This is a genomic window from Pseudoclavibacter sp. AY1F1 (assembly GCF_002931075.1).
Lineage (GTDB): Bacteria > Actinomycetota > Actinomycetes > Actinomycetales > Microbacteriaceae > Pseudoclavibacter.
The window spans coordinates 284,732-309,902 of the sequence record NZ_PSTQ01000002.1 but is presented as its reverse complement, the minus strand read 5'-3'; the positions used below and the strand labels follow the sequence as shown (position 1 = coordinate 309,902).

The window sequence follows — 25,171 nt, the reverse complement described above, 5'->3', positions numbered from 1 at the left end:
GGGAGGCTACTCGTCGAGCGCAAGCTCCTTGGGGAGCTCGAACTCCTTCGAGCCGGTCTCCTCGACGTTGACGTCCTTGAACGTCAGCACCCGCACCTGCTTCACGAAGCGGTCGGAGCGGTAGATGTCCCACACCCAGACGTCCTTCATCGTGAGCTCAAAGTAAAAGTCGTGCTCGGTGTCGCGCCTGACCAGGTCCACGCTGTTCGCCAGGTAGAAGCGGCGCTCGGTCTCGATCACGTATTTGAACTGCCCCGCGACGTCGCGGTACTCGCGAAACAGGGAGAGCTCCTGCTCGCGCTCGTAATCGTCGAAATTCTCGTCGTCCATGATCCGCCCAGTCTACGGGGTCGCGGCGCGGAGCCACGTGTGCCTGTGGAGCTCACTCGGGCCTGTCGCGGCAATCGCCGCGAGGTGAGCCGCGCTACCGTACCCCTTGTTCGATTCCCAGAGGTACTCCGGGTGCGCTTCGGCCGCCGAGATCATGAGCGCGTCACGCTCTAGCTTCGCGATCACGGATGCCGCGGCTACCGAGGTACAGTCGCGGTCGGCCTTCGGGCGCACCACGACGCGCAGCGGAGTCGAGAGGCACGGGGAGAGCCAGTCGTGCGATCCGTCGAGCAGCACAACCGCATCCGCGACCGGCACGCCGCTCGCGTGCAGCTCGGCCAGGGCCCGCTTGGCTGCCGCACCGAGGCAGGCAGTGATGCCGCGCTCGTCGATCTCGATGGCGCTGGCATAGCCGACGCCGACGCTCATCGCCCACGCCTCGATTCCCGCGCGGGCCTCCAGTCGACGCTTCGCGCTCAGCAGCTTCGAGTCGCGCACACCAGCGGGAGATGGGAGTTCCATCCGAGCGACGTCGATCGCGCAGGCGCCGACGGCGACCGGGCCTGCGATCGCGCCGCGACCGACCTCGTCTACGCCGATGACGACGGGAGCCGTGAGCAGCAGCTCTCGCTCCACGTCGAGCGTCGGGTCTACGGGCGGGGTCACTCCTGGCCCGTCCGCTCCGGCACCCGGTCGAAGACCTCCGGGTAGTTGCCGAGGAACGTGAACCTGTCAAGCGGCCAGTTGAGCAGGAACGCCTTGCCAACCACATCATCAACCGGCACGAACCCGCCGCCAGGCTCGTCCTGGTGGTAGCGGGAGTCCTCGGAGTTGTAACGGTTGTCGCCCATGACCCAGAGGTGCCCCTCGGGCACCGTGACGTCGAACGGCATCCCGGATGCGGCTTGCCCGTCCTCGAGCAGCAGGTACGGCTCGCCGATGGGCAGCCCGTTGATGAGAACTTGGCCGTACTCATTGCAACACGAGACGACGTCGCCCGGCAGTCCGATGACGCGCTTGATGAGGTGATTGCTCGTCTCTTCGGGCTTGAGCCCGACGAACTCGAGCGCACCGTCGACCGCAGCCTGGGAAGGTGACTTCGCGGCGGGAGTGACGACCGGCAGCCATCCGCCCGGATCCTCGAACACCACGATGTCGCCTCGTTCGATACCGACGAGGTCAGGGACCAGGAGGTTCACGAGCACGCGGTCTTCGACGACCAGGGTGTCGTTCATCGAGGCGGAAGGGATATAGAAGGGCCGGAGCAAGAACGTCTTGATGAGCATCGACATGACGATCGCGAGCACGGCGACGATGACGAGGTCGCGAGCGAACGAGAGCATGGCCTTGCCGAGTCCGCGACTCGGTGCAGGAGCCGGCTCGTTCTCGGCGATGAGGCCAGTGGCGTGGATGGGCGCGTCGGCGATCTCGGAGGAGCCGAGACCCGAGGGCCGGTCGGTGCGGCCCACGCGGTGCCTGCCGTCGTGCGGGGGCCTGCCGTGAGATGGAGCGCGGCGGTCGCGCGAACCCGCGTCGCCCATGGCTCCCCCTCGCGCTCGGTCCGCTGTGGCGGAACTCTCAGTCAGTGTGTGGATCGACACGAATGGCTCCCGCGTTGGGGAGCCATTCGCCTACAGCTGGAAGCTTAGTTGTCGCGCTTCTCACGGATCTTCGCGGCCTTGCCACGACGACCACGGAGGTAGTAGAGCTTCGCACGACGCACAGCACCGCGGGACACGATCTCGATCTTCTCGATGACCGGGGTGTGCACGGGGAACGTACGCTCGACGCCCACCTGGAAGCTGACCTTGCGGACCGTGAAGGTCTCGCGAACGCCGGCCCCCTGACGTGCGATGACAACACCCTGGAAGACCTGGACGCGCGAGCGCGTGCCTTCAACGATGTTCACGTGCACCTTGACGGTGTCGCCGGGGCGGAAGTCTGGGACATCGCTACGCAGCGATGCTGCGTCGATGACGTCGATAACGTTGGTCATGATTTCGCTCTCTGCAGTCGCCACAGGTCGGCTGCGAAGGTCAGTGAAGAGGTTGGCGTGCATCGCGAAGTGCTCTCATCCCCTGTGGCAGAGTCGAGCCGCGGCACAAGGATCTAGTAAACCATGCCCGCCTGACGCCCGCAATGCGAATGCCCGCAATGCGAACGCTCGCGCAGCTCGGCCCGGATCCCGGCGGTTCGGGTCACCGCCGGTCGTCGTCGGGTTCGGGGTCGAGCGTGATCACCTTGCCCGCGTCTGGTCCAGATGCTCCCCCTGGCCCAGACGGCGGCGTCCGGTTTCCCTGCGAACCGGACATGCCGGGACCGGCCATCCCGGGCATCCCGCCGAACATGCCGAACGGGTTGGCCTGCGGCCCAGCGGCCTGGGCGGAGGCCAGTCGCTCCTGGACGACCGCCGTCAGTCGGCGGCGTGCTATCGATCCGGCGACGACCATCGACAGGAACGCGGCGGCGAGCACCCAGAGCCCGGGAGCATCCGGCACGACAGCACCAACCGCCCAGAGCAGCCACGGCACGAGGATGAGGGGCAGGTCGCGCAGCTGAAGGGCTTTCGTCTCGCGAATGTCGGGCCGCAACCAGAAGTTCGCGGACAGGATGAGGAGTCCGGCGACAGCGGCAAGGCCGGCGAAACCGAAGACGAACAGGCGAGCCACGGGGGCGCCCAGGATGAGCCAGCCCACGAACTGCCAGGCGGCGAGGAAAAGCGCAGCAGGGAGAAGTGCGCGGTAGACGAGACGGCCGATGCCCATGACCCAACGCTACGGGAGGTTCCCGAGCAGAGGCTTGAGCGTTCGCTCACGGCACGAGCGCCGGTACGATTGCCGGATGATCGAGCTGCGAACCCAGAACGAAATCGAAGAGATGCGACCCGCGGGGCGATTTGTCGCCGAGGTCCTCAACGAGCTCTCGCAGACCGCCGCCGTCGGCACGAACCTCCTCGAGCTCGACGCCAGAGCCCACGAGCTCATCACGAAGCGCGGCGCGAAGAGCTGCTACATCGACTACCACCCCTCCTTCGGCAACTCGCCGTTTGGCAAGGTCATCTGCACCTCGGTCAACGACGCCGTCCTGCACGGCCTGCCACACGACTACGCGCTCAAGGACGGCGACGTGCTGACGCTCGACTTCGCCGTCGCAGTCGACGGCTGGGTCAGCGACTCGGCCATCACCGTCGTCGTGGGCACGCCCCGAGAAGCCGACCTGCGGCTCATCGACACGACAGAGGTGGCGCTCGAGGCGGCTATCGAAGCGGCTCGTCCCGGCAATAAGCTCGGCGACATCTCGCACGCCATCGGGCAGGTCGCGAAGAACGCCGGCTATCCCGTCAACGTCGAATTCGGCGGCCACGGGGTCGGGCGCACCATGCATCAGGAGCCGAGCGTCCCCAACCGCGGACGCGCGAACCGAGGCATGCCGCTCAAGCCTGGCTTGGTGCTCGCCATCGAGCCGTGGTTCCTCGAGACGACGGACAAGCTCGTGCAGGACCCTGACGGCTGGACCCTCCGCAGCGCTGACGGATCACGCGGTGCGCACAGCGAGCACACGGTTGTCATCACCGACGGTGACCCCATCATCCTCACCGCGCGCAGCTAGCGCGGACTCGCCGTCAAGCGGGGAGCAAGCGCCGAGGCGGCAAGCAGCTAGCGGAGTTCTGGCGGCAGCAGCTCTGGGCGGACGCGGCGCGTGCGCTCGATCTGCTGCTCGTGCCGCCACGCGGCGATCTTCGCGTGGTGGCCGCTCAGCAGCACGTCTGGGACTTCTCGCCCGCGCCACATGGCCGGCTTGGTGTAGCTCGGGTACTCGAGCAGGCCGTCCTCATGCGACTCCTCGACCAGCGACTCGGGGTTTCCGACGACCCCTGGCACAAGCCGCCCGAACGCCTCGATCATGGCGGTCACGGCGACCTCTCCCCCGTTGAGGACGTAGTCGCCGAGGCTCACGAGTTCAACCCTGGCGCGCTCAGCGGTGTTGTCGAACACTCGCTGGTCGATGCCCTCGTAGCGGCCGCAGCCGAAGACGATGTGCGGCTCGAGGGCGTACCGCCTGGCGGTCGCCTGCGTGAAGACCGTCCCGGCCGGCGACGGGAAGACGACAAGGGGGCGGGTGTCAACCGACTCCGCTGCGTCAACGTGCTCCGCGCCCTCCGGCGACTCAGGGCTTTCCGCGGGGACCGCGGACAGACTGGCGGCGTCATCGAGGATTCCGTCGATCGTCTGCCCCCACGGCTCGGGCTTCATGACCATGCCTGCGCCGCCGCCGTACGGGGTGTCGTCGACCGTGCGGTGCCGGTCGGTCGTCGCGTCGCGCAGATCGTGCACGCGGACGTCGATGATGCCATCCTGCCGCGCCTTGCCGAGGAGGGAGACGTCGAGCACCTGGAAGAACTCGGGAAATATGGTGACGATGTCGACGCGCATGGGGTCCAGCTTAAGCGGCTGCGCGCCCGCGACTGGTCGCGGGCGCGCATGATCACGCAGATGGAGAGCGGAGACTACTCGGCGTCGGCCTTCGGCTCGACGGCCGGAGCCTTCGACGCCGCCTGAGCCTCTTCGATCTCCTCGAAGAGGCCGTTGGGCGGTGTGACGCTGACGATGCCGGCCTCGAGGTCGACTTCGGAAACGATCGCCTTCACGAGAGGCACGAGCACCTCGGCGTCTGCGGTCTTGACGACCAGCAGGTCCTGGGCCGGGAAGTGCTCGACGCGGATGACCGTGCCGACGGAGACGCCATCGCGCCGCACGTCGAGGCCAACAAGCTGGTGGTCGTACCAGGCGTCGTCTTCGAGCTCCTCGGCGTCGTTCGAGTCGACCCAGAGGATCGCTTTGGCGAGACTCTCGGCCGCGGTGCGGTCATCGACCCCCACGAAGAATCCGACAGGGTGCCCGTTGTACCAGCGGAGCTCCTGAAGCTCCAGACTCTTGCCGTGCCACTCATGCTCCGGCGGCACCTGGAGACTGAAGCTCGCGCCGGGCACGAAGCGCCGGTCTGGCTCATCGGTGAAGAGCTCGAGCTTGATGGCACCCTTGAGGCCGTGGGCCTTCGTGAGGCGCCCGACCCGGAGCTGGGTGATGCCCTTCTTCTTACCTGCCACCTCAGTCGTCAACTACGTCGACGCGAACTCGGCGGCCATCGGCAAGTGCGGTCACAACGGTACGCAGCGCCTTAGCAGTGCGGCCGGAGCGACCGATGACGCGGCCGAGGTCCTCGGAGTGCACACGCACTTCGAGGACCTCGCCGCGTGCAGCAGTGCTGCGGTCCACGCGGACATCGTCGGGGTGATCGACGATTCCCTTGACGAGATGTTCCAGCGCGGAAGCGAGCATGACTAGGCCTCGACCTCTTCAGTCGCTGCGTCTTCGGTGACCTCTGCGGCGGCCGGAGCTGCCTTCGGCTCAGCCTTGGGGCGCAGGACGGGCTTCTTGCCAGCATCTGCGACGAAGGGGACCTTGGCCTCAGGTGCCTTGACCTGGTTCTCGGTCGAGCCCTCGCCCTTGAACTTGCCCCAGTCGCCCGTGAGCTTGAGGAGTACGACGACAGCCTCGGAGGCCTGTGCGCCGACACTCAGCCAGTACTGTGCACGCTCCGAGTTGACCTCGATGAACGAGGGGTTCTCGGTGGGGTGGTACTTGCCGATCTCCTCGATGACGCGACCGTCACGCTTGGTGCGCGAGTCGGCGACGACGATGCGGTAGTAGGGTGCCCGGATCTTTCCAAGGCGCTTCAGACGAATTTTGACAGCCACGTGTCTCCTGATGGTGTGTGTATCGGCGAACGACAGCCGGAGGGCGTGGGGCACACTCGGCAGAGCTCAATGGTGAACCGCAGGCCGGATTAGAGGGTCGAGCCTGCGAGACTCAACTGCCTAGTTTGGCAGATACTTGGCCAGTTAGCCAACCGTAGAATCGTCACCCGATGTCGGGCGCCCGTCGAAGTCTGAGACAGACTGCTCCGCCCGCTCCGCGGCGCGTTGCCTGCGCTGCACGAAGAAGAGCACGATGCCCCCGATCAGGACGAGCAGAACGGCCCCGATCACGTACGGAACGAAGTCCTGGGCACCGGCCGTCGCGAGCTCCGCGAGCGATTCCGAGTAGCGCATGAGGGCCTCCACTTCCGGGGCGGCGCCTGCCGTCGCCCTCCTCCTCTCTCTATATTGCGGCCGATGCGAATTCGCCCGCAATGCAGACACGCCGCGGCCCTTCGTGCGTCTACGCTTTCACCATGCGTTTCGCCTCATCAGAGCGTTCGACACTCGGTGTCGAATGGGAGCTCGGTATCGTCGACGCTGAGTCGCGCGAGCTGACCGGCATCGGCCCAGAACTGATCTCCCGCCTCGGCGACGAGCGGTTCACGAAGGAGTTCCTCACGAACACCGTCGAACTCGTGACGGGCGTGCACCGTTCTGCCGGGTCGGCGGTTGACGAGCTGCGTGGCTTGCGGGATTCTCTGCTGACGGCGGCGGACGCGGCGGGCGCCGGCGTGATCGGCTCCGGCACGCACCCTTTCTCCAGGTGGCGCGAGCAGCAGCGCTCACCAGGCGAGCGGTACCGCATGGTCGCCGAGAGATCCGGCCGCTGGGGCGGCCAGCTCGCGATCTGGGGTGTGCACACCCACATCGGGGTCGAGGACTGCCGCAAGGTGCCTGCGATCATGCGGGCGACCCTCGCGAACTACCCACTCATGCTCGCGCTCTCCGCATCCAGCCCCTACTGGCAGGGCGAGGACACGACCTTCAGCTCGCACCGCACGATGATCTTCCAGCAGCTTCCGACCGGCGGCTTGCCGCCTGAGATGGAGACGTGGGAGGACTACGAGCGCGTTGCGCACGACGTGCTGCACACGGGCATCGTCGACGAGGTGCAGGAGCTGCGCTGGGACGTGCGCCCCTCCGCGCACTGGGGCACGGTGGAGATTCGCATCTCGGATGGCGCGACGAACCTCCGCGAGCTCGGGGCTATGGTCGCGCTCAATCACGTCATCGTCGAGCACGCCTCACGAGAGCTCGACGCCGGCAGGGAGACGGACCGCCTGCCTTCCTGGTTCGTGCGCGAGAACAAGTGGCGCGCTGCGCGCTACGGCCTCGACGCGATCATCATCGAGGACACCGACGGCAACGAGCGTCCCGTGACCGAGGTGCTCGCCGAGCGAATCGAGGGCGACTACCTGCAGGTGGCGGAGCACCTCGGATGCGCGGATGAGCTCGCCGTTATCGCGGAGATCATCGAGAGCGGCTCGTCGAGCGACCGCCAGCGGCGCGTGGCTGAGGAGCACGGCGGTGCGCTTGTCCCGGTCGTGGACTCTCTCATCGCCGAACTCAAGGCCTGACGGTCCTCGACCCGTCGGCGAAATCCTGCAAACTGACTTTGTTACTTTGTCAGGACATTAGGTGTATGCTGACTCTTGTCCTCGTTCACCATCGGACTGAAAGTTGTACAGAGCCGTATGACCACTACAACAGCTACGTCATCCTTTGACCTCATCACGCTTGGCCGTGTTGGCGTCGACATCTATCCCCTCCAGACCGGAGTCGGGCTCGAGGACGTCTCCACCTTCGGGAAGTTCCTCGGCGGCAGCGCCACGAACGTCGCCGTCGCCGGCGCGAAGCACGGCCTGAACTCCGCGGTCATCACCCGCACGGGCGACGACCCATTCGGCCGCTACATCGTGCGGGAGCTCGAACGCCTCGGCGTCAAGAGCGACTTCGTGACTCGGGACGACTCGCTCGCCACTCCGGTGACGTTCTGCGAGATCTTCCCGCCAGACGACTTCCCGCTCTACTTCTACCGTCAGCCGAAGGCCCCCGACCTCAACATCGGGGCCGAGACGCTCGACCTCGACGCGATCCGCGACGCGAAGATCTTCTGGGCGACCGTCACGGGCCTCTCCGAGGAGCCGAGCAGGGCCGCGCACCACGCCGCGTTCGCCGCTCGCGCCCGCCGCGACCACACCATCCTGGACCTCGACTACCGCGCCATGTTCTGGCCGGACGCCGCCACCGCGACGGCAGCCATCGAGCCGATCCTCGCGCAGTCGACGATCGCCATCGGCAACAAAGAGGAGTGCGAGGTCGCCGTCGGCGAGACCGAGCCCCAGCGGGCAGCGGATGCGCTCCTCGAGCGAGGCGTCGACATCGCGGTCGTCAAGCAGGGCCCACGAGGCGTGCTCGCGAAGACCCGAGAGGGATCCATCGAGGTGCCGACGCACTTCGTCGATGTCATCAACGGCCTCGGAGCTGGCGACAGCTTCGGCGGCGCCTTCTGCAAGGGGCTCATCGCCGGGTGGGACCTCGAGCACATCCTGCGCTTCGCGAACGTCGCCGGCGCAATCGTGGCCTCGCGACTCGAGTGCTCGACCGCCATGCCATCGACCGCGGAGGTCGACGAGATCCTGAAGGAGAACTCCCTTGCCTGACACGTACCGGATCCTCGACGAAGCCGCGTTCGACAAGCTCCGCGACGCGCGCGCCGACGGCCCAGCCGCACTCAGGGAAGCGCTCGCAGGCCGGAAGCGCCGTTCGTCGCTTCTCCCTGAAGACCGCAGACTCTTCTTCGTGGCGGCCGACCACCCCGCACGCGGCGCCCTCGGCGTCCGCGACGACGCCATGGCGATGGCCGACCGCTACGACCTGCTCGACCGCCTCGCGCTTGCCCTCTCCCGCCCCGGCGTGGACGGTGTGCTCGGCACTCCCGACATCATCGATGACCTTGCCCTGCTCGGCGTCCTCGACGACAAGCTCATCGTCGGTTCCATGAACCGCGGCGGACTCCGCGGGGCGAGCTTCGAGATGGACGACCGCTTCACGGGCTACGACGTTGACTCGATGGTTCGCGACGGCATCGACTTCGCGAAGACGCTCGTGCGGGTCAACCTCGCGGACGCCGGCACCGTCTCAACGCTCGAGGCCAACGCCCGTGCCGTCGACGACGCGGCGGCAGCATCTCTCCCGATCATGCTCGAGCCGTTCATGAGCGAGTGGAAGGAAGGGCGGATCGTCAACGACCTCTCCCCCGACGCCGTCATCAACTCGATCGCAATCACCTCGGGGCTCGGCAACAGCTCGGGTTCGACGTGGATGAAGCTGCCGGTCGTTCCCGAGATGGAGCGCGTCATGGCGGCGACAACCCTCCCGACGCTCCTGCTCGGCGGAGAGCCGAACGGCGACCAGGAAGCGGTGTACGCCAAATGGGCTGACGCCCTCGCCCTCCCGGGCGTTCGCGGGCTCGTCGTCGGCCGAACGCTGCTCTACCCCGCCGATGGCGACGTCGCCACGGCCGTCGACACGGCCGCGCGCCTCGTGCACATCCCGAGCTGAACTCGGACCCCTAGCACCCTCTCGTCGCGGCAGCTGCCGCATCCACCAGCGCCGCTTCCGGCCGGCGCACCACAGCGAAGGAAGATCAATGACTGACACTGCTCTGCCCACGATCCAGCACTGGATCAACGGCGCCTACTCGACGGCAGCGCCCACGCGCACCTCGCCGGTCTTCAACCCGGCCCTCGGCACCGCGACGGGCAACGTCGCTCTCGCCGACGACGCCGAGATCAACGCCGCGATCGCCGCCGCGAAGGCCGCGTTCCCCGGTTGGTCGAACACGTCGATCGCGAAGCGCCAGAACATCATCTTCAAGTTCCGTGAGCTGCTGAACGAGCGGAAGTTCGAGCTCGCGAAGATCATCACCTCCGAGCACGGCAAGGTCGTCTCCGACGCCGCGGGCGAGATCCAGCGCGGCCTCGAGGTCGTGGAACTCGCCACCGGGTTCCCCCACATCATGAAGGGCGACTTCACCGAGAACGCCTCCACCGGTGTGGACGTGTTCTCCATCAAGCAGGCCCTCGGCGTCGTCGGCATCATCTCGCCGTTCAACTTCCCCGCCATGGTCCCCATGTGGTTCTTCCCCATCGCGATCGCCGTCGGCAACACCGTTGTCCTCAAGCCCAGCGAGAAAGACCCCTCCGCCGCCCTCTGGCTCGCGGAACTCTGGAAAGAAGCCGGCCTCCCCGACGGCGTCTTCAACGTCCTCCACGGAGACAAGCAAGCCGTCGACGGCCTCCTGAACCACAACGACGTCGCCGCGATCTCGTTCGTCGGCTCCACCCCCATCGCGCAATACATCTACGAAACCGCCTCCAAGAACGGCAAACGAGTCCAGGCGCTCGGCGGCGCGAAGAACCACATGCTGGTCCTCCCCGACGCGGACCTCGACCTCGTCGCCGACCAAGCCATAAACGCCGGCTACGGATCCGCGGGCGAGCGGTGCATGGCCATCAGCGTTGTCCTCGCGATCGAGCCCGTCGCCGACCAGCTCATCGAGAAGGTCACCGAGCGCATCGCGAAGCTCCGCATCGGCGACGGCACCCCCACCGACACCCACAAGGAACCCGACATGGGCCCCATCGTGTCGGAAGTGCACCGCGACAAGATCGCCTCCTACATCCAGATCGCGAAAGACGACGGCGCCGACGTGCTCGTCGACGGCCGCGACATCACGGCCGAAGGCGCCGACGGCGGGTTCTGGCTCGGACCCACCCTCATCGACAACCTCCCCACCACGAGCCGCGCCTACACCGAAGAGATCTTCGGCCCCGTCCTCGGCATCGTCCGCGTCAAGAGCTTCGAGGAAGGCGTCGAGCTCATCAACACCGGCCAGTTCGGCAACGGCACCGCGATCTTCACCAACGACGGCGGCGCCGCCCGCCGCTTCCAGAACGAGATCCAGGTCGGCATGATCGGCATCAACGTACCCATCCCCGTCCCCGTCGCCTACTACTCCTTCGGCGGCTGGAAAGACTCCGCCTTCGGCGACTCCAAGGCCTACGGCCTGCAGGGCTTCCACTTCTACACCCGCGAGAAAGCCGTCACCAGCCGCTGGCTCGACCCCGCCAAGCACGGCGGCATCAACCTCGGCTTCCCCGAAAACGACTAACCAGCCCAGCACGACTAGCCCACACGGCTAGCCGGACCATTCGCACCTAGAAAGACTCACGAGCAATGTCCTCACACGCAGCATCTCCCCACAGGGACACAGCAGAGAACACCTGGTTCAGGGCCCGCGGAGCCCTCTCGCGAGACGGCTGGGAGAGCGTTGTTGATGCGACGCTCCCCGGCTGGGAACACACCGGCATCCGAGTCGCGGACCTCTCCGATGGTCTGCGCCTCGAGCTGCCGGCAGGCGACATTGAGCGAATGGTCATCCCCCTCCGCGGAAACGCGCGCCTCGAGCTCGACGGTGCGGATGCGCCCGCATCCGTCGAGCTCGAGGGCCGTCCCTCAGTCTTCGACGGGCCAGCCGACGTGGCCTACCTGCCCGTCGGGACCAGCGCCACGGTGACCGGCAGCGGCAGGGTCGCCGTCGCCGAGGCGCCGACCACGCAGGTCTTCCCCTTCCAGGTGCTCCGCAAGAGCGACGTGCCGGTCGAGCTCCGCGGCGCCGGCCGATCGAGCCGACAGGTGCAGAACTTCGGCATCCCCGGATCGCTGCAGGCCGCCAAACTCATCGTGTGCGAGGTCATCACGCCGGCCGAGAACTGGTCGTCGTACCCTCCGCACAAGCACGACGAGCACCACCCGGGCCACGAGAGCCGCCTCGAGGAGATCTACTACTTCGAGAGCGAGCCCACCAAGAACGCGACAGTCCCGGAGGGCGCTGACGCCTTCGGCATGTTCGCGACCTACACGTCGCCTGCCGGCGAGATCTCGATCAACGAGATCGTGCGCACGGGAGACATCGCGCTGGTCCCGTTCGGCTACCACGGCCCCGCCGTCGCGGCACCCGGCTACGACCTGTACTACCTGAACGTCATGGCGGGTCCGGACGAGGCGCGCGAGTGGCTCATCAGCGACGACCCCGCCCACGGCTGGGTGCGCGAGCAGTGGACCTCCCAGGAGTTCGACTCCCGCCTCCCGTACGGCCCCCAGCGGTAACCTCCGCCTCCAGCGCACCAGCAACAGCTCAGTACCAACGCAGAAAGATGACGCAGATGTCAACCAAGCGAATGACCGTCGGCCAGGCCCTCGTCGAGTTCCTCGGCAAGCAGTACACCGTCGACGGCGACGTGCGCGAGCGCACGATCCCCGGCATGTTCGGAATCTTCGGCCACGGCAATGTCGCCGGCATCGGCCAGGCGCTCAAGCAGGCCAACGTCGAGGACCCGACCCTCATGCCGTACTTCCAAGCTCGCAACGAGCAGGCGATGGTGCACCAGTCGGTGGGTTACGCGCGCATGCACCGCCGCCGCGCGACGTACGCGAGCGCCGCATCCGTCGGACCGGGCGCAGCCAACATGCTCACCGGTGCAGCCCTCGCCACGGCGAACCGCCTGCCAGCGCTGCTCCTGCCGAGCGACACCTTCGCGACGCGCGTCTCCGACCCCGTGCTGCAGCAGCTCGAGTTCCCACACGACACGGGCATCCAGGTGACGGATGCGTTCCGTCCCCTCTCCCGCTTCTTCGACCGTGTGCAGCGCCCCGAGCAGCTGTTCTCGATCGCGCTCGCCGCCATGCGCGTCCTCACCGACCCGGCCGAGACGGGTGCCGTCACGATCGCGCTGCCGGAGGACGTCCAGGCAGAGCTCATCGACGTGCCGCTCGCCTTCCTCGAGGAGCGCGAGTGGCACATCCGCCGCCCCCTCCCCGAGGCCGGCCCGCTCGCCCGCGCTGTCGAGGCGATCAAGAACGCGAAGAACCCGATCATCGTCGCCGGCGGCGGCGTCATCTACTCGGGCGCCGAGAACGAGCTGCGCGCCTTCGTCGAGGCAACCGGCATTCCCGTCGGCACGAGCCAGGCAGGCGGCGGATCCCTCAACTGGGACCACCCGCAGTACCTCGGCGGCATCGGCGCGACCGGCACGACCGCCGCCAACCGCCTCGCAGCGCAGGCAGACGTCGTCATCGGCATCGGCACCCGCTACAGCGACTTCACCACGGCGAGCCGCACCGTCTTCCAGAACGACGGCGTGCGCTTCGTCAACATCAACGTCGCCGCCTTCGACGCCTACAAACACGGCTCGCAGCTGCCCGTCGTGGCAGATGCACGCGAGACGCTCGTGAAGCTCATCGGCGCCCTCTCCGGCTTCCGCGTGAGCGACGACTACTCGCGTCAGATCGCAGCGCAGAAGAGCGATTGGGATGCGGCCGTCGACGTCGCCTTCGAGCCGAGCGGACTCGACCTGCCCGGCCAGCCCGAGATCGTCGGCGTCGTCCAGGAATCGAGCGACCCGCGCGACGTCATCGTGCAGGCCGCCGGTTCGCTCCCCGGCGACCTCCACAAGCTGTGGCGCGTGCGCGACTCGCTCGGCTACCACGTCGAGTACGCCTTCTCCTGCATGGGCTACGAGATCGCCGGTGGCATGGGCGTGCGGCGTGCTGCCCCCGACCGGGACGTCATCGTCATGGTCGGCGACGGCTCGTACCTCATGCTCCACACGGAGCTCGTCACAGCAGTCGCCGAGGGTATCAAGATCATCGTCGTGCTCATCCAGAACCACGGCTACGCCTCCATCGGGCACCTCTCCGAGACAGTCGGGTCCGAGCGCTTCGGCACCTGGTACCGCGCCTTCGACGAAGCGGGATCGAACTTCCAGGGCGACCAGGTCCTCCCCATCGACCTCGCCGCGAACGCGCGCAGCTACGGCATCGACACGATCGAGATCGAGCCCAGCGCAGACGCGATCAACGACCTCCGCGATGCCATGGCCACGGCCAAGGCATCAGACACCTCAACGCTCATCCACATCAACAGCAACCCCCTCATCTACGCGCCTGACGGCGAGGGATGGTGGGATGTGCCGGTCGCCGAGACCTCCACGCTCGACTCCACGAAGAGCGCGCTCGAGGACTACAAGCAGCAGAAGGCCGCTCAGCGGCCCCTGCTCGGCTGACCGGTGGGGGCCGGATCGGATCTCCCACCGCCGGCCCCTCAACGCAAGACACGCACGACCTCGAACATCAACACGACCATCAACAGAAAGCAGACGACGATGTCGCAGAGCATCCGAATCGGAACCGCCCCTGACTCCTGGGGCATCTGGCTCCCCGACCACCCCGGCCAGATCCCGTGGCAGACCTTCCTCGACGAGGTAGTGAAGGCCGGCTACACGTGGATCGAGCTCGGTCCGTACGGCTACCTCCCCACCGACCCGAACCAGCTCTCCGACGAGCTCGAGTCGCGTGGCCTCAAGCTCTCCGCCGGCACGGTGTTCACGGGCTTCCACAATGAGGATGAGAGCCAGTGGCAGCGCGCCTGGGACCAGGCCATCGCCGTTGCGGGCCTCGCCTCGAAGCTCGGCGCCGAGCACCTCGTGACGATCCCCGACATGTGGCGTGACGACATCACGGGCCAGGCGAAGGAACCGCGCACGCTCGATGCCGAGCAGTGGACGCGCCTCGCGGCTGGCCACGACCGCCTCGGCAAGGCGCTCCTCGAGGAGTACGGCGTCAAGCAGCAGTTCCACTCGCACGCCGACAGCCACGTGGGCACCTACCGCGAGGTCGAACGCCTGCTCAGCGAGACCGACGCGAAGTACACAAATCTCTGCCTCGACACGGGTCACTTCTCGTACTACGGCGGCGACAGCCTCCGCCTCATGAACGCCTACCCCGAGCGCATCGGCTACCTGCACCTCAAGCAGGTCGACCCGGACAAGCTCTTCGACGTGCTCAAGAACGACGTGTCGTGGGCTGAAGCAGCCGCCGACATGATCATGGTCGAGCCGCCGAACGGCATCCCGGAGCTCGGCCCCATCGTGGCCCGCGCCGCCGAGATCGACCCGAACATCTTCGGCATCGTCGAGCAGGACATGTTCGGCTGCTCCGCCGACCGCCCGTACCCGATCGCTGAGCGCACGCTCAAGCACATCTGCGGCTCCACTCCCGCCGCCCGCGCCAAGTAGCCCTGAGCAGAACAGGAAACAACGACATGTCATCAACTGACCTCCGCGTCGGCGTCGTCGGCGCCGGCCTCATGGGCGCCGACCACATCGCACGCATCACGAAGCGCATCAGCGGCGCCGTCGTCTCGGCCGTCATTGAGCCTGACGAGGGACGCGGCACCGCGGCCCTGCAGAACGCACCGGGCGCGCAATGGTTCACGAGCATCGAGGACGCGATCGCGGCGAACGCCGTCGACGCGGTTGTCATCGCGACACCAGGCAAATTCCACGAGCCCGTCCTCCTGCCCGCCCTCGCGGCGAAGCTCCCCATCCTGTGCGAGAAGCCCCTGACGGCCGACTCTGCGTCGTCGCTGCGGGTCGTCGAGGCCGAGATGGCCGCCTCCGACCGACCCCTCATCCAGCTCGGCTTCATGCGCCGCTTCGACGCCGAGTACGCCCGCCTGCGCGAGATCATCGAGTCTGGCGAAGCCGGAGAGCTGCTCGCGCTTCGCGCCGTGCACCGCAACCCCGACGTGCCGGAGACGTACACGCAGGACATGCTCATCAACGACTCGGTCGTGCACGAACTCGACGTCATCCCGTGGCTCGCTGGCAGCGAGATCCGCAGCATCGAGATCAAGTACATGCGCCGCAACCCGAATTCGCCTGAGCGTCTGCGCGAGCCGATCCTCGTGCTCCTGGAGCTCGAGAACGGCATCCTCGTCGACGTCGAGATGAACGTGAGCATCAAGTTCGGCTACCAGGTCGCTACGGAAGCCGTGTTCTCGAACGGACTCGCCCGCATCGGGCAGGCCAACGGCGTGCAGACCTGGTCGGACGGCTCGTTCGCCAAGGAAGAGCACCGCTCGTTCGTGACCCGCTTTGCGGCGGCCTACGACGTGCAGATCCAGCGCTGGGTGGACGCGGTCGCCCGCGGCACCATCGACGGCCCGGACGCCTTCCACGGCTACCGCGTCGCCCTCGCCTGCGAGGCCGGCGTCAAGGCGTTCGACGGCGGCATCGTCGAGGTGCAGCAGGTCGAGCGCCCAGCGTTCTACGCCAAGGCATAAGGAGGCACACCCATGGTTCGCATCGCGTTGGACCCGACGCCGTTCCACCACGACGCCGGCTTCCTCGACTTCCCGGACATCGCGGCCCGCCTGGGCTACGAGTACCTGCAGATCACGCCGCACCCCGACTTCTCGTGGTTCTTCCGCCACCCGTCGGCCGACGACGAGTACGCGCTGAAGTTCAAGAAACGGGCAGCGGATGCTGGAGTGAAGATCCCCGCGATCCTTCCGGTCCAGCGCATCTCCGGACCGGAAGAAGCGGGTCGCCTCGCGGCCGTTCGCAACTTCACTCGCGTCATCGAGCTGGCCTCGCTCCTGGATATCCCGGTCATCAACACCGAGTTCAGCGGAGAGCCCTCGCAGTTCAACGAGTCGGAGGACGCCTTCCACCGTTCCATGGAGACGCTCCTGCCGATCCTCGAGCGCGAGGGCATCCAGCTCAACATCGACCCGCACCCCAACGACTTCGTCGAGGACGGGCTCGAGGGGTGGCGCGTCATCCGCGGCCTCAACAGCAAGAACGTGGGCTTCGTGTACGTCGCCTCGCACACCTTCCATTACGGGGACCGGGCTGCGACCCTCCTGCCCGAGCTGGGAGAGCGCCTCGGCGCGGTGTACACCGCGGACACGTTCGACCACCACCGTTCGCACGGGCTGCGCTACATCTCGAACCCTCCAGGGAACGAGGCGCGCATCCACCAGCACCTGCGGATCGGCGACGGCGACGTCGACTTCGCTGAGCTGTTCGCAACCCTCAAGCAGGTCGGATACCTCGATCGCCCGGACGCGCTCATCGTCTCGAACGTCTTTGCAGAGGACGAGCGGGCCGACGAAGTCTCGAAGTTCCAGCTCGAGAAGATCAGGGAGCTTGTCGCCTCCTCCTGACCCAGTGTGGCCCCGCAGCTCCGAGCTGCGGGGCCACACTTGCCCCTGACCAATTTGTCAGGACATATTCACATCCTGTCATTCTTCGGTTATCATCAAGACACGCGTTCGCAGAAAACGCGCCTCGCAGCACCGCACAACCTTGCTCCACCTCGCAGCATCCACGACAAGGACGTCCAAATGGCTTCATCGCATCCGGCGGGTAACACCGCCGAGAAATCACTTCCGCCCCTCACAGCAGGGCCGCATCGTTCGCGGCTCGGACTGATCTCGATCGTCGCGTGCTTCGGCGGTCTCCTCTTCGGCTACGACACGGGTGTCATCAACGGGGCCCTGAACCCGATGACCGAAGAGCTCGGACTCACACCCCTCACCGAGGGTGTCGTTACCAGCTCCCTCGTCTTCGCAGCGGCCATCGGCGCAATCTTCTGCGGCCGCCTCTCCGACAGCTGGGGCCGCCGCAAGACGATCATCATGCTCGCCGTGCTCTTCTTCCTCGGCACACTCGTCGTCGTCTTCACCCCGAACTTCGAAGTACTCGTCGTCGGACGCATCCTCCTCGGCCTTGCCGTCGGCGGCGCGTCAACTGTCGTCCCGGTCTTCTTGGCCGAGCTAGCGCCGTACGAGATCCGCGGGTCCATCTCGGGCCGCAACGAAGCCGCCATCGTCATCGGCCAGCTCTCCGCCTTCATCATCAACGCCATCCTCGGCAACACGCTCGGCCACCTCGACGGCGTCTGGCGCATCATGTTCGCCATCTGCGCCATTCCGGCAATCTGCCTGTTCTTCGGCATGCTGCGCATGCCAGAGTCGCCCCGCTGGCTCGTCGAGAAGGGCCGCGACGCTGAGGCACTCGAAGTTCTCAAGACGGTCCGCTCCCCCGAGCGCGCTGAAGCAGAACTCGCTCAGGTCGAGAAGGTCGCGATCGAAGAGGGGAACGAGAAGCAGGTCGGCTTCAGGGCGATCCTTGGCAACAAGTGGCTCCTCCGCATCCTGCTCATCGGCATCGGACTCGGTGTCGCCCAGCAGCTCACGGGCATCAACTCGATCATGTACTACGGCCAGATCGTGCTCATCGAGTCCGGCTTCGACTCGAGCGCGGCCCTCATCGCCAACATCGCGCCGGGCGTCATCGCGGTGGTCGGTGCGTTCATCGCACTCTCCTACATGGACAAGTTCGACCGCCGCAAGACGTTCATCATCGGCTTCACACTGACAACGATCTGCCACCTGCTCATCGGCCTGTCTTCGATGCTCCTCGAGGTCGGCAACCCGCTGCGCCCGTGGGTCATCCTGTTCCTCGTCGTCGCCTTCGTCGGGTCGATGCAGACGTTCCTCAACGTGGCCGTCTGGGTTTACCTGTCCGAGGTCTTCCCGCTGCACATGCGCGGTATCGGCATGGGCGTCTCGATCTTCTTCCTCTGGGTCGCGAACGGGTTCCTTTCGCTGTACTTCCCCTCGCTCGTCGACGGCATGGGCATCACGGGAACCTTCTTCCTGTTCGGCGCGCTGAATGTGGTCGCGCTCATCTTCGTCGCAACGCAGATCCCGGAGACCCGCGGCCGCACGCTCGAGGCACTGGATGAGGACGTCACGACCGGAGCGATCTTCCTTCCGGCTGCGAAGAAGTAGCTCGACACTTTCAACAACGAGCGGTGGGCTCGGCCGATTCGGCCGAGCCCACCGCTCGTTTCTGCCACAGCCACCACAAGACGGCAGATTGTGTAACAATCTCCCGGTGACTGCTCTCCTCCTCGTCCTATTCGCCGCCGTCTGCTTCGGCACGACCGGGACCGTGCAGGCCCTTGGCTCACCGGACGTGAGCGCGTTCTCGCTCGGCTCCGCCCGCCTTGCCCTCGGCGGAACGCTGCTGGGCGCGTGGGCGCTCGTCGCCGTCCTGCGCCGACGCACCGCTCGAGCCCACACCGCGACCGCCACCGCCACCGCCACTGCCCAAGCGACCGCACACCACCCCCTGAACCGTGCCCATCTCGGTCTTGTCGCCCTGGGAGCACTCGGGGTACTCCTCTACCAGCCGCTCTTCTTCGCGGGAACGGCCGGCAGCGGTGTCGCCGTCGGCACCGTCCTCGCGCTCGGGTCGGCACCCGTCCTCACCGGGATGTTGCAGTGGGCGCTCGAGCGTCGTTTCCCGGGCATGAGCTGGGGCGTCGCAACCGCGATCGCCGTCCTCGGCGTAGCGCTCATCGCGGCCGCTGGCGCGGGAGACGCGGATGGCGCGAACCTCGGCGGGATAGCCGCGTCCATCGGTGCTGGCGCGAGCTACAGCATCTACACCCTCTCGGCGAAGGCCCTCATGAACCGAGGCTGGAGCGCCGACGTCACCATGGGCACGGTCTTCGGTGTCGCAGGTGTCATGAGCATCCCCCTCCTGCTGGCGAGCGGTGCCGAGTGGATGCTCGCCCCGTCCGGCCTCGTGACCGCCGCGTGGCTCGGCATCGTCACGACGACCATCGCCTACCTCTGCTTTGGGGCGGGGCTCGCGAAGCTGCAGGCCGCGACAGTGTCGACGCTGACACTCGCGGAGCCGTTGACCGCAAGCATCCTCGGCCTGCTCGTGCTTCGAGAGCAGCTCGAAGCGCTCGAGGGACTCGGGCTCGCGGTCCTGGCGGCTGGAATCGTCGTGCTGGTGCTGGGATCCACGAGAGTCTTCACGCCACGAGCGGCAGCGGCGAAGACAATGCTAGCCGCGCCCGACACGGCGACGACTACGGCCCCGACTACCCCGAGCACCCATCCGTACGCAGATTCGACGGAGCGGGAGCCACGATGACACACGCAGGAGCGCCTGACCACTCGCCACGACCGACCGCCGCCTCGAGGCTCGCCACGACGCTTCGCGAGCGGATCCTCGAGGGGAGCTACGCCCGCGGCCAGTCGCTGCGCGAAGAACACCTCGCGGCCGAATTCGGGCTTTCGCGACACACGGTGCGCACGGCCCTCGCCGCCCTGGCCGCCGAACGACTTGTCCACTCCGCGCCCTACAAGGGGGTCGAGGTCACGAAGCTCGACGACGCGGAGATCCGCGCCATGCAGGACCTGCGCTGCGCCCTCGAGTCAGAAGCCGTGCGCATCCTGAACGCCAGGCACCCCCAAGGATGGCCTGACGCGGTGCGGCGGCCCATCCTCGCCGCGATCGCGCGAGTGCGCGAGCTTGAGGCGCACGACCCCGACTCCTGGCGACTCGTCGAGACGGCGCACGCGGCCGTGCACCAGGCAATTATCGACGCGGCCGGAAGCCCACGGATCAGCACGGCAGCCCGCTCCCTCGAAAGCGAAGTGCGGCTGCTGCTCGCCGGAGCCCACGAGCACTACGGCGCTGCGGGGCTCGCCGACGACCACGAGGACTACCTGCGTCTCCTGGAGCGCGAGGGTCCGGCCGCCGTCCGCACCCACCTCGACGCCCTCACAGCCCACCTGGTGGCAGATTCCCTCACCTGACGCACCACACCTGCACGGTGCCCTGTGCATCCACACGAGAAATGCAGCTTCATTCGCAATCGAAGCGGCATCTCCCGTGTGGATGCGCACGGGAGACGGGGCCAAACGCCGAACGGGCGGGCCGATTGCTCGGACCGCCCGTTCGGGGATATTGCGTTTCTGCTGCTGCTTACTGGCCGGACGACCAGCTGGCGCGACGCGAGCCGCGCTCGCCGCCACGCGACGGTGCTGCAGGCGAAGAGGCGCCTGCGCGGCGCGGGCGACCCTCGCCGCGGCGCTGACCCTGAGCCGCACCCTCGCCAGCCTGTCCGCGCGCTGGACGCGACGCGGATGAGCCCTGCGATGAGGAGGATGCTGCGCGGCCGCGGCCGCCACCGTTGCTGGAGCCACCGCGGGCGGCTCCGCCTCGTGCCGGTGCAGCGTCACGCTTGCGGCGCGCGTTGGCGCCCTGCGACGTGCCGCGGCCCTGGCTGACCTCAACGTTGCCGGATCCCGGTCCGCCCGGAACGGGGCGCACGGTCGGGGCGACTTCGCCGACAAGCTCGGCCACGAAGGGCGAGTTGACGTTCGCGCGCTGCGGGGTCACGCCGATCTTGGCGCGACGGAGCAGCATCTCGGTGTCCTTGCGCTGGCTCGGGAGCATGAGGGTGACGACGTCACCCTCGGAGCCTGCGCGGGCCGTGCGGCCGGAGCGGTGCAGGTACGCCTTGTGCTCGGCGGGCGGGTCGACGTGCACAACAAGCTCGATGGCGTCGACGTGCACACCGCGGGCGGCGACGTCGGTTGCGACGAGCACGTTGACCTCGCCACCGGAGAAGGCAGCCAGGTTGCGGTCGCGGGCGTTCTGCGACAGGTTGCCGTGCAGGTCGACGGCCGGGATGCCGGACGCCGTGAGCTGCTTCGCGAGCTTCTTCGCCTGGTGCTTGGTGCGCATGAACATGATGCGACGGCCCTTTCCGCTCGCGAGAGCGTGCACAAGCGCGGTCTTCGCCTCGGGCGTCTCCGCCTCGTAGACGTGGTGCGTCATGGCGGCGACGTGCGAGTTGGACTCGTCGACCGAGTGCAGAATCGGGTCGTTCAGGAACTTCTTGACGAGCTTGTCCACGCCGTTGTCGAGCGTGGCGGAGAAGAGGAGTCGCTGGCCGCTCTGCGGGGTCGCGTTCATGATGCGCGTGACGACGGGCAGGAAGCCGAGGTCGGCCATGTGGTCGGCCTCGTCGAGCACGGTGACCTCGATCGCGTCGAGGTTGACGATGCGCTGCTTCATGAGGTCGTCGAGACGGCCGGGGCAGGCCACGACGATGTCGACGCCGCCTCGGAATGCCGTCTCCTGTGGGCGCTGCGAGACGCCACCGAAGACAGTCGTCACCGTGAGGCCGGCGGCCTTGGCGAGGGGCTCGATGACCGCGGCGACCTGGGTCGCGAGCTCGCGGGTCGGGAGCAGCACGAGGCCGAGCGGGCGGCCCGGGCGGCGCTTGCCGCCGGATACCGCGCCGGCGAGGCGTGCGACGAGGGGGATAGCAAAGGCAAGGGTCTTACCCGAGCCGGTCTTGCCGCGTCCGAGCACATCGCGGCCAGCAAGAGTGCTGGGAAGCGTCGACTGCTGGATGGGGAATGCCTCGTGCTTGCCTGCTGCATCGAGCACGCTCACGAGCGACTTGGGGACGCCGAGCTCGGCGAAAGTTGAGGTTGTTTCCGTCATATGGAGGTGTTGCCTTTCAATCGGCACGCAGAGAACGCACAACACTCGTGTGCTGCGCTCTTGCGGCGATGATGCGGGCGAATGTGCCCGTTCGCCGCAACTCGTGAAATCGTGCCGAGGCAGGAAAGGTGCCCTCGAACAACAAACGGTACGACGATCGTGGGAAATAGGACCCACAAGCTGTAGACCCTAGCACGTCACACCGCTCCCAACCAGAAGGAAGGCCCGTGGATGCGTGTTTCGGCGGTCATTCAGGACACTTTTATTAGAATCACCCTGCGCACACACCGGGCGGACACCGATCGCCCAGGCCCGAGAAACGGTGACGATATGAGCAGAGACCTGACAACGATCGTCTGCAATGGCTTTCGAGCCGCGTTCGAACGCGAGCCCCTCGGCGTCTGGTCAGCGCCCGGCCGGGTCAGCATCATGGGTGATCACACCGATCTGCAGGACGGGGTCGGCTACGCCTGCGCGATCCCGCTCCGCTCGAGCGCGGCGATCGCCCCGCGCGAGGATGGTCGCATCCGCATCGTCACCGACCTCTCGACCGACGAAGCCGTCACCGACCTGAGGTCCATCTCCTCGGAGATCCCCGCTCGAGACTGGCGCGCCTACCCGCTCGGGACGGTGGCCAGCATGCTCCGCTTCGCGCGGGAGAACCCACCTGAGGGCACACGGGGCGACGGCGACGAGACCGACCCTGGTGTCCCCTTCTTCCTCGGGACAGGGCTCGAGATCTTCCTGACGACGGATGTCCCCATCGGGGCGGGTCTCGCCTCCTCGGCTTCCATCTGCGCGACGATCAGCACCGCGCTCAACGATTTCTGGGGCCTCGGCATGAACGTCGAGGAGCTCGCCGAGATCGGGCGCCAGACTGAGGCCGAGATCGTCGGTGCACCGGGCGGCTTGAGCGACCACATCACGGTGCATGCGGCTCGAAGCGACGAGGACGTGTTCTTCGATGCACGCGGCTCGGATGTCTCCATTCTCGCCGCGACGAGCTCAGCAGATTCGGGCCTCGCGCGCGTGCTCATCGACACCAAGGAGGCGCACCGGAACTGGTCGGCCGAGTTCGCGGCGAGGGCCGACGACTGCGCGAGGGCCGCGGAAGCCCTCGGCTTCCAAACGCTGCGAGAGGTACGGCCAGCCGAGCTCGACGCAGCCGCCGATAAACTCGACGAGGTCGTGTTCAGACGCGCGAGGCACGTCGTCTCCGAGATCGCCCGCACGCTCGAGTTCACGAAGCTCATGCGAACGGGCGAGTCACCCCAGGAACGCAATCACCTGCTCGCGGCATCACAGACGTCGTTGCGCGAGGACTTCGAGGTCTCGACCGCCAGAATCGACTTCACGGTCGAGCTCGCAACCTACCTCGGAGCGGCGAGCGCGCGCATGACCGGCACTGGCCTCGGAGGCTCTGTGTTCGTCATGCACCCCGTCGACAAGGTCGACGAGCTGCGCGAGAGCGTCTTGAGCGCGTACGCCGAGCAAGGGTGGGAGGCGCCGCTTGTGCTCTCCTTCGAGCCCGAAGCCGGCGCCAGACGCGACCGCTGAGGCGCAACCCTCGCGACCGCTGAGGCGCAACCCTCGCGACCGTTGAGGCGCAACCCTCGCGACCGTTGAGGCGCAACCCTCGCGACCGTTGACCGCCTGGCCCGCGGCACTCAGCTTGAGCGGCTCGCGACCGACGTCGACCCGCGCACCGTGAGCGTCGGCTGGATGAGCCTGCGGACCCCGCAAGTTTCGCCGGAAACGGTCAGCTCACTCGAGGCGGTCAGCTCGCTCGCACTCGGGAGCCGCCCGTCGATACGGGCCAGGAGGAGTTCCGCGGCGACCCGCCCGACGTCGGCACTGCGGTCGTCGACTGAGGTGAGCGACAGGTGGTCGGCTCCCGCGAGGTGCGAGTCGTCGTAGCCGACGATCGACACGTTCGCCGGCACGCGCATCCCGAGCTCATCGAGCGTTCCGAGGACGCCGAGCGCCATGACATCGTTCGCCGCGAAGACGGCGGTGGTCTCCGGCCAGCGCTCGAACAGCTCACGAGATGCCCGACGCCCCTCGTCCTGGTCGGTGACGCCCGTGCCGCCGATGATTCGGGGGGCCAGCCCCGCCTCGCGCATGGCCGCGTCATAGGCGCTGCGCCGGAGTTCGGCAGCACGACCACTTCCCGTGACGTGCCCGATCTGCGTGTGACCGAGCGCCCGGAGGTGCTCGACCGCGAGGCGGGCGCCAGCCTCATCGTCATTGGCGACGAGGTCTGCACCAACTGGCACCGTGGCTCGGTTCCCCGCAACCACGGTCGGCACGGGGAATCCCTCCGCTGGCACCGAATCGACGTCACCGCCGATGACAAGACCCTCGACCCCGGCGGCGAGGAAGCCGCTAGTCGGGGACTGCTCGAGATGCGCGTTCAGGTTCGCGTCGGCCACCGTCACGTGGAACCCGGGACCGTTCAGCACCTCCTGCATGCCCTCGAGGAGGTCCACGAACCAGGGGTTCCTGAAGTCGTCGATCATGACGCCGATCGCGCGTGTCCGGTTCCCGGCGAGCGCAGTGGCCGCCCGACTCGGCAGGTAGCCGAGCTCCTGGATGGCCGTGCGCACCGCGGCGCGCTTCTCGTCGCTCACTCGGGGCGAGTTCTGGAGGACCAGCGACACGAGGGACTTGGAGACTCCGGCGCGTTCGGCGACGTCGTAGATCGTCGGTCTCTTCTGACGAGGAGATGGGGTCATTCGACACTCCGGAGTTCGATTGTTTGACAGGACATTATTTCATGACCTACCTTCCAGTGTAGCGCTCCAACACCGTCGTCGGTCGCCTGCGCTCACCCACAAAAGCCCTC

26 protein-coding genes are annotated in these 25,171 nt (G+C 67.1%); 14 read left to right on the top strand and 12 right to left on the bottom strand.

What is annotated here, in order from left to right; translation table 11 throughout:
- Positions 1 to 6: 6 nt before the first annotated feature.
- From C5B85_RS05590 to C5B85_RS05570, 5 genes are all read right to left on the bottom strand, one after another.
- Positions 7 to 330, bottom strand: a complete 324-nt coding sequence (locus C5B85_RS05590) for a DUF2469 family protein (RefSeq protein ID WP_068484088.1) — start codon at positions 328 to 330, stop codon at positions 7 to 9.
- Between the two features lie 12 nt (positions 331 to 342).
- Positions 343 to 996 (bottom strand): ribonuclease HII, encoded by a 654-nt coding sequence (locus C5B85_RS05585; RefSeq protein WP_104285036.1) that lies wholly within the window; start codon positions 994 to 996, stop codon positions 343 to 345.
- The gene (lepB, locus tag C5B85_RS05580; protein ID WP_104285035.1) at positions 993 to 1,871 is read right to left on the bottom strand and encodes a signal peptidase I; all 879 of its coding nucleotides are present in this window, start codon (positions 1,869 to 1,871) and stop codon (positions 993 to 995) included. The genes C5B85_RS05585 and lepB overlap by 4 nt, the downstream gene beginning before the upstream one ends.
- Positions 1,872 to 1,975: 104 nt before the next feature.
- Positions 1,976 to 2,326 carry a 50S ribosomal protein L19 gene (rplS, locus tag C5B85_RS05575; protein WP_068484112.1) on the bottom strand — a complete coding sequence of 117 codons (351 nt, stop codon included), beginning with the start codon at positions 2,324 to 2,326 and terminating at the stop codon, positions 1,976 to 1,978.
- A gap of 202 nt (positions 2,327 to 2,528) precedes the next feature.
- Positions 2,529 to 3,095 (bottom strand): hypothetical protein, encoded by a 567-nt coding sequence (locus C5B85_RS05570; RefSeq protein WP_104285034.1) that lies wholly within the window; start codon positions 3,093 to 3,095, stop codon positions 2,529 to 2,531.
- Positions 3,096 to 3,171: 76 nt separating this feature from the next.
- Between C5B85_RS05570 and map the strand changes: the two genes are divergently transcribed.
- The gene (gene map / locus C5B85_RS05565) at positions 3,172 to 3,939 is read left to right on the top strand and encodes a type I methionyl aminopeptidase (protein WP_104285033.1); all 768 of its coding nucleotides are present in this window, start codon (positions 3,172 to 3,174) and stop codon (positions 3,937 to 3,939) included.
- Between the two features lie 47 nt (positions 3,940 to 3,986).
- Here the strand turns inward: map and trmD are convergent, their stop codons facing one another.
- The 5 genes from trmD to C5B85_RS05540 form a co-directional block, all read right to left on the bottom strand.
- Positions 3,987 to 4,763 carry a tRNA (guanosine(37)-N1)-methyltransferase TrmD gene (gene trmD, locus C5B85_RS05560; RefSeq protein ID WP_104285032.1) on the bottom strand — a complete coding sequence of 259 codons (777 nt, stop codon included), beginning with the start codon at positions 4,761 to 4,763 and terminating at the stop codon, positions 3,987 to 3,989.
- Positions 4,764 to 4,837: 74 nt separating this feature from the next.
- Positions 4,838 to 5,449, bottom strand: coding sequence for a ribosome maturation factor RimM (rimM, locus tag C5B85_RS05555; protein ID WP_181064293.1), 612 nt, complete (start codon positions 5,447 to 5,449; stop codon positions 4,838 to 4,840).
- Complete coding sequence (locus C5B85_RS05550) at positions 5,439 to 5,669, bottom strand: RNA-binding protein (RefSeq protein WP_068484100.1); 231 nt, start codon at positions 5,667 to 5,669, stop codon at positions 5,439 to 5,441. Before C5B85_RS05550 ends, rimM begins: the two co-directional genes overlap by 11 nt.
- 2 nt (positions 5,670 to 5,671) lie before the next feature.
- Positions 5,672 to 6,088 carry a 30S ribosomal protein S16 gene (gene rpsP, locus C5B85_RS05545; RefSeq protein ID WP_104285030.1) on the bottom strand — a complete coding sequence of 139 codons (417 nt, stop codon included), beginning with the start codon at positions 6,086 to 6,088 and terminating at the stop codon, positions 5,672 to 5,674.
- A gap of 144 nt (positions 6,089 to 6,232) precedes the next feature.
- Positions 6,233 to 6,442, bottom strand: a complete 210-nt coding sequence (locus C5B85_RS05540; RefSeq protein ID WP_146077855.1) for a hypothetical protein — start codon at positions 6,440 to 6,442, stop codon at positions 6,233 to 6,235.
- A 122-nt stretch (positions 6,443 to 6,564) separates the two neighbouring features.
- Here C5B85_RS05540 and C5B85_RS05535 point away from each other — a divergent pair, with 122 nt between their 5' ends.
- From C5B85_RS05535 to C5B85_RS05480, 12 genes are all read left to right on the top strand, one after another.
- Positions 6,565 to 7,668: a glutamate--cysteine ligase gene (locus tag C5B85_RS05535; protein ID WP_104285162.1), complete on the top strand. Its 1,104-nt coding sequence runs from the start codon at positions 6,565 to 6,567 to the stop codon at positions 7,666 to 7,668.
- A gap of 117 nt (positions 7,669 to 7,785) precedes the next feature.
- Entirely contained in the window at positions 7,786 to 8,754 is a 969-nt protein-coding gene (gene iolC, locus C5B85_RS05530; protein WP_104285028.1) for a 5-dehydro-2-deoxygluconokinase, read from the top strand.
- The gene (locus C5B85_RS05525) at positions 8,747 to 9,655 is read left to right on the top strand and encodes a deoxyribose-phosphate aldolase (RefSeq protein ID WP_104285027.1); all 909 of its coding nucleotides are present in this window, start codon (positions 8,747 to 8,749) and stop codon (positions 9,653 to 9,655) included. Before iolC ends, C5B85_RS05525 begins: the two co-directional genes overlap by 8 nt.
- Before the next feature lie 88 nt (positions 9,656 to 9,743).
- Entirely contained in the window at positions 9,744 to 11,267 is a 1,524-nt protein-coding gene (locus C5B85_RS05520) for a CoA-acylating methylmalonate-semialdehyde dehydrogenase (protein WP_104285026.1), read from the top strand.
- 65 nt (positions 11,268 to 11,332) lie between these two features.
- Positions 11,333 to 12,265, top strand: a complete 933-nt coding sequence (iolB, locus tag C5B85_RS05515; RefSeq protein WP_104285025.1) for a 5-deoxy-glucuronate isomerase — start codon at positions 11,333 to 11,335, stop codon at positions 12,263 to 12,265.
- Positions 12,266 to 12,321: 56 nt separating this feature from the next.
- On the top strand, positions 12,322 to 14,220 hold the full coding sequence (gene iolD / locus C5B85_RS05510) for a 3D-(3,5/4)-trihydroxycyclohexane-1,2-dione acylhydrolase (decyclizing) (RefSeq protein ID WP_374953082.1): 1,899 nt from the start codon (positions 12,322 to 12,324) through the stop codon (positions 14,218 to 14,220).
- Between the two features lie 99 nt (positions 14,221 to 14,319).
- Complete coding sequence (locus C5B85_RS05505; RefSeq protein ID WP_104285161.1) at positions 14,320 to 15,231, top strand: sugar phosphate isomerase/epimerase; 912 nt, start codon at positions 14,320 to 14,322, stop codon at positions 15,229 to 15,231.
- Positions 15,232 to 15,257: 26 nt separating this feature from the next.
- A complete protein-coding gene (locus C5B85_RS05500) occupies positions 15,258 to 16,280 on the top strand; it encodes a Gfo/Idh/MocA family protein (protein ID WP_104285023.1) in 1,023 nt (340 codons plus the stop codon).
- A gap of 12 nt (positions 16,281 to 16,292) precedes the next feature.
- Positions 16,293 to 17,165, top strand: a complete 873-nt coding sequence (locus tag C5B85_RS05495) for a sugar phosphate isomerase/epimerase (protein WP_104285022.1) — start codon at positions 16,293 to 16,295, stop codon at positions 17,163 to 17,165.
- 6 nt (positions 17,166 to 17,171) lie between these two features.
- Positions 17,172 to 18,797, top strand: a complete 1,626-nt coding sequence (locus C5B85_RS05490; protein ID WP_258070602.1) for a sugar porter family MFS transporter — start codon at positions 17,172 to 17,174, stop codon at positions 18,795 to 18,797.
- A gap of 106 nt (positions 18,798 to 18,903) precedes the next feature.
- Positions 18,904 to 19,956, top strand: a complete 1,053-nt coding sequence (locus C5B85_RS05485; RefSeq protein WP_104285021.1) for a DMT family transporter — start codon at positions 18,904 to 18,906, stop codon at positions 19,954 to 19,956.
- Positions 19,953 to 20,624, top strand: a complete 672-nt coding sequence (locus tag C5B85_RS05480; protein ID WP_104285020.1) for a GntR family transcriptional regulator — start codon at positions 19,953 to 19,955, stop codon at positions 20,622 to 20,624. The genes C5B85_RS05485 and C5B85_RS05480 overlap by 4 nt, the downstream gene beginning before the upstream one ends.
- Positions 20,625 to 20,793: 169 nt before the next feature.
- On the opposite strand, the gene C5B85_RS05475 is transcribed toward C5B85_RS05480, so the two are convergent.
- Positions 20,794 to 22,326 carry a DEAD/DEAH box helicase gene (locus tag C5B85_RS05475; protein WP_104285019.1) on the bottom strand — a complete coding sequence of 511 codons (1,533 nt, stop codon included), beginning with the start codon at positions 22,324 to 22,326 and terminating at the stop codon, positions 20,794 to 20,796.
- A gap of 330 nt (positions 22,327 to 22,656) precedes the next feature.
- Between C5B85_RS05475 and C5B85_RS05470 the strand changes: the two genes are divergently transcribed.
- On the top strand, positions 22,657 to 23,883 hold the full coding sequence (locus tag C5B85_RS05470) for a galactokinase family protein (protein WP_181064292.1): 1,227 nt from the start codon (positions 22,657 to 22,659) through the stop codon (positions 23,881 to 23,883).
- Positions 23,884 to 23,993: 110 nt separating this feature from the next.
- On the opposite strand, the gene C5B85_RS05465 is transcribed toward C5B85_RS05470, so the two are convergent.
- Positions 23,994 to 25,061 (bottom strand): LacI family DNA-binding transcriptional regulator, encoded by a 1,068-nt coding sequence (locus C5B85_RS05465; protein WP_104285017.1) that lies wholly within the window; start codon positions 25,059 to 25,061, stop codon positions 23,994 to 23,996.
- Positions 25,062 to 25,171: the final 110 nt, after the last annotated feature.

What these genes read in the sequence shown, in the direction of transcription:
- C5B85_RS05590 (WP_068484088.1), bottom strand. Translation starts at nt 330, where the DNA reads ATGGACGACGAGAATTTCGACGATTACGAGCGCGAGCAGGAGCTCTCC.
- lepB (WP_104285035.1), bottom strand. Translation starts at nt 1,871, where the DNA reads ATGGGCGACGCGGGTTCGCGCGACCGCCGCGCTCCATCTCACGGCAGG.
- rplS (WP_068484112.1), bottom strand. Translation starts at nt 2,326, where the DNA reads ATGACCAACGTTATCGACGTCATCGACGCAGCATCGCTGCGTAGCGAT.
- C5B85_RS05570 (WP_104285034.1), bottom strand. Translation starts at nt 3,095, where the DNA reads ATGGGCATCGGCCGTCTCGTCTACCGCGCACTTCTCCCTGCTGCGCTT.
- map (WP_104285033.1), top strand. Translation starts at nt 3,172, where the DNA reads ATGATCGAGCTGCGAACCCAGAACGAAATCGAAGAGATGCGACCCGCG.
- trmD (WP_104285032.1), bottom strand. Translation starts at nt 4,763, where the DNA reads ATGCGCGTCGACATCGTCACCATATTTCCCGAGTTCTTCCAGGTGCTC.
- C5B85_RS05550 (WP_068484100.1), bottom strand. Translation starts at nt 5,669, where the DNA reads ATGCTCGCTTCCGCGCTGGAACATCTCGTCAAGGGAATCGTCGATCAC.
- C5B85_RS05540 (WP_146077855.1), bottom strand. Translation starts at nt 6,442, where the DNA reads ATGCGCTACTCGGAATCGCTCGCGGAGCTCGCGACGGCCGGTGCCCAG.
- C5B85_RS05535 (WP_104285162.1), top strand. Translation starts at nt 6,565, where the DNA reads ATGCGTTTCGCCTCATCAGAGCGTTCGACACTCGGTGTCGAATGGGAG.
- iolC (WP_104285028.1), top strand. Translation starts at nt 7,786, where the DNA reads ATGACCACTACAACAGCTACGTCATCCTTTGACCTCATCACGCTTGGC.
- C5B85_RS05520 (WP_104285026.1), top strand. Translation starts at nt 9,744, where the DNA reads ATGACTGACACTGCTCTGCCCACGATCCAGCACTGGATCAACGGCGCC.
- iolB (WP_104285025.1), top strand. Translation starts at nt 11,333, where the DNA reads ATGTCCTCACACGCAGCATCTCCCCACAGGGACACAGCAGAGAACACC.
- iolD (WP_374953082.1), top strand. Translation starts at nt 12,322, where the DNA reads ATGTCAACCAAGCGAATGACCGTCGGCCAGGCCCTCGTCGAGTTCCTC.
- C5B85_RS05505 (WP_104285161.1), top strand. Translation starts at nt 14,320, where the DNA reads ATGTCGCAGAGCATCCGAATCGGAACCGCCCCTGACTCCTGGGGCATC.
- C5B85_RS05500 (WP_104285023.1), top strand. Translation starts at nt 15,258, where the DNA reads ATGTCATCAACTGACCTCCGCGTCGGCGTCGTCGGCGCCGGCCTCATG.
- C5B85_RS05495 (WP_104285022.1), top strand. Translation starts at nt 16,293, where the DNA reads ATGGTTCGCATCGCGTTGGACCCGACGCCGTTCCACCACGACGCCGGC.
- C5B85_RS05480 (WP_104285020.1), top strand. Translation starts at nt 19,953, where the DNA reads ATGACACACGCAGGAGCGCCTGACCACTCGCCACGACCGACCGCCGCC.
- C5B85_RS05475 (WP_104285019.1), bottom strand. Translation starts at nt 22,326, where the DNA reads ATGACGGAAACAACCTCAACTTTCGCCGAGCTCGGCGTCCCCAAGTCG.
- C5B85_RS05470 (WP_181064292.1), top strand. Translation starts at nt 22,657, where the DNA reads ATGAGCAGAGACCTGACAACGATCGTCTGCAATGGCTTTCGAGCCGCG.
- C5B85_RS05465 (WP_104285017.1), bottom strand. Translation starts at nt 25,061, where the DNA reads ATGACCCCATCTCCTCGTCAGAAGAGACCGACGATCTACGACGTCGCC.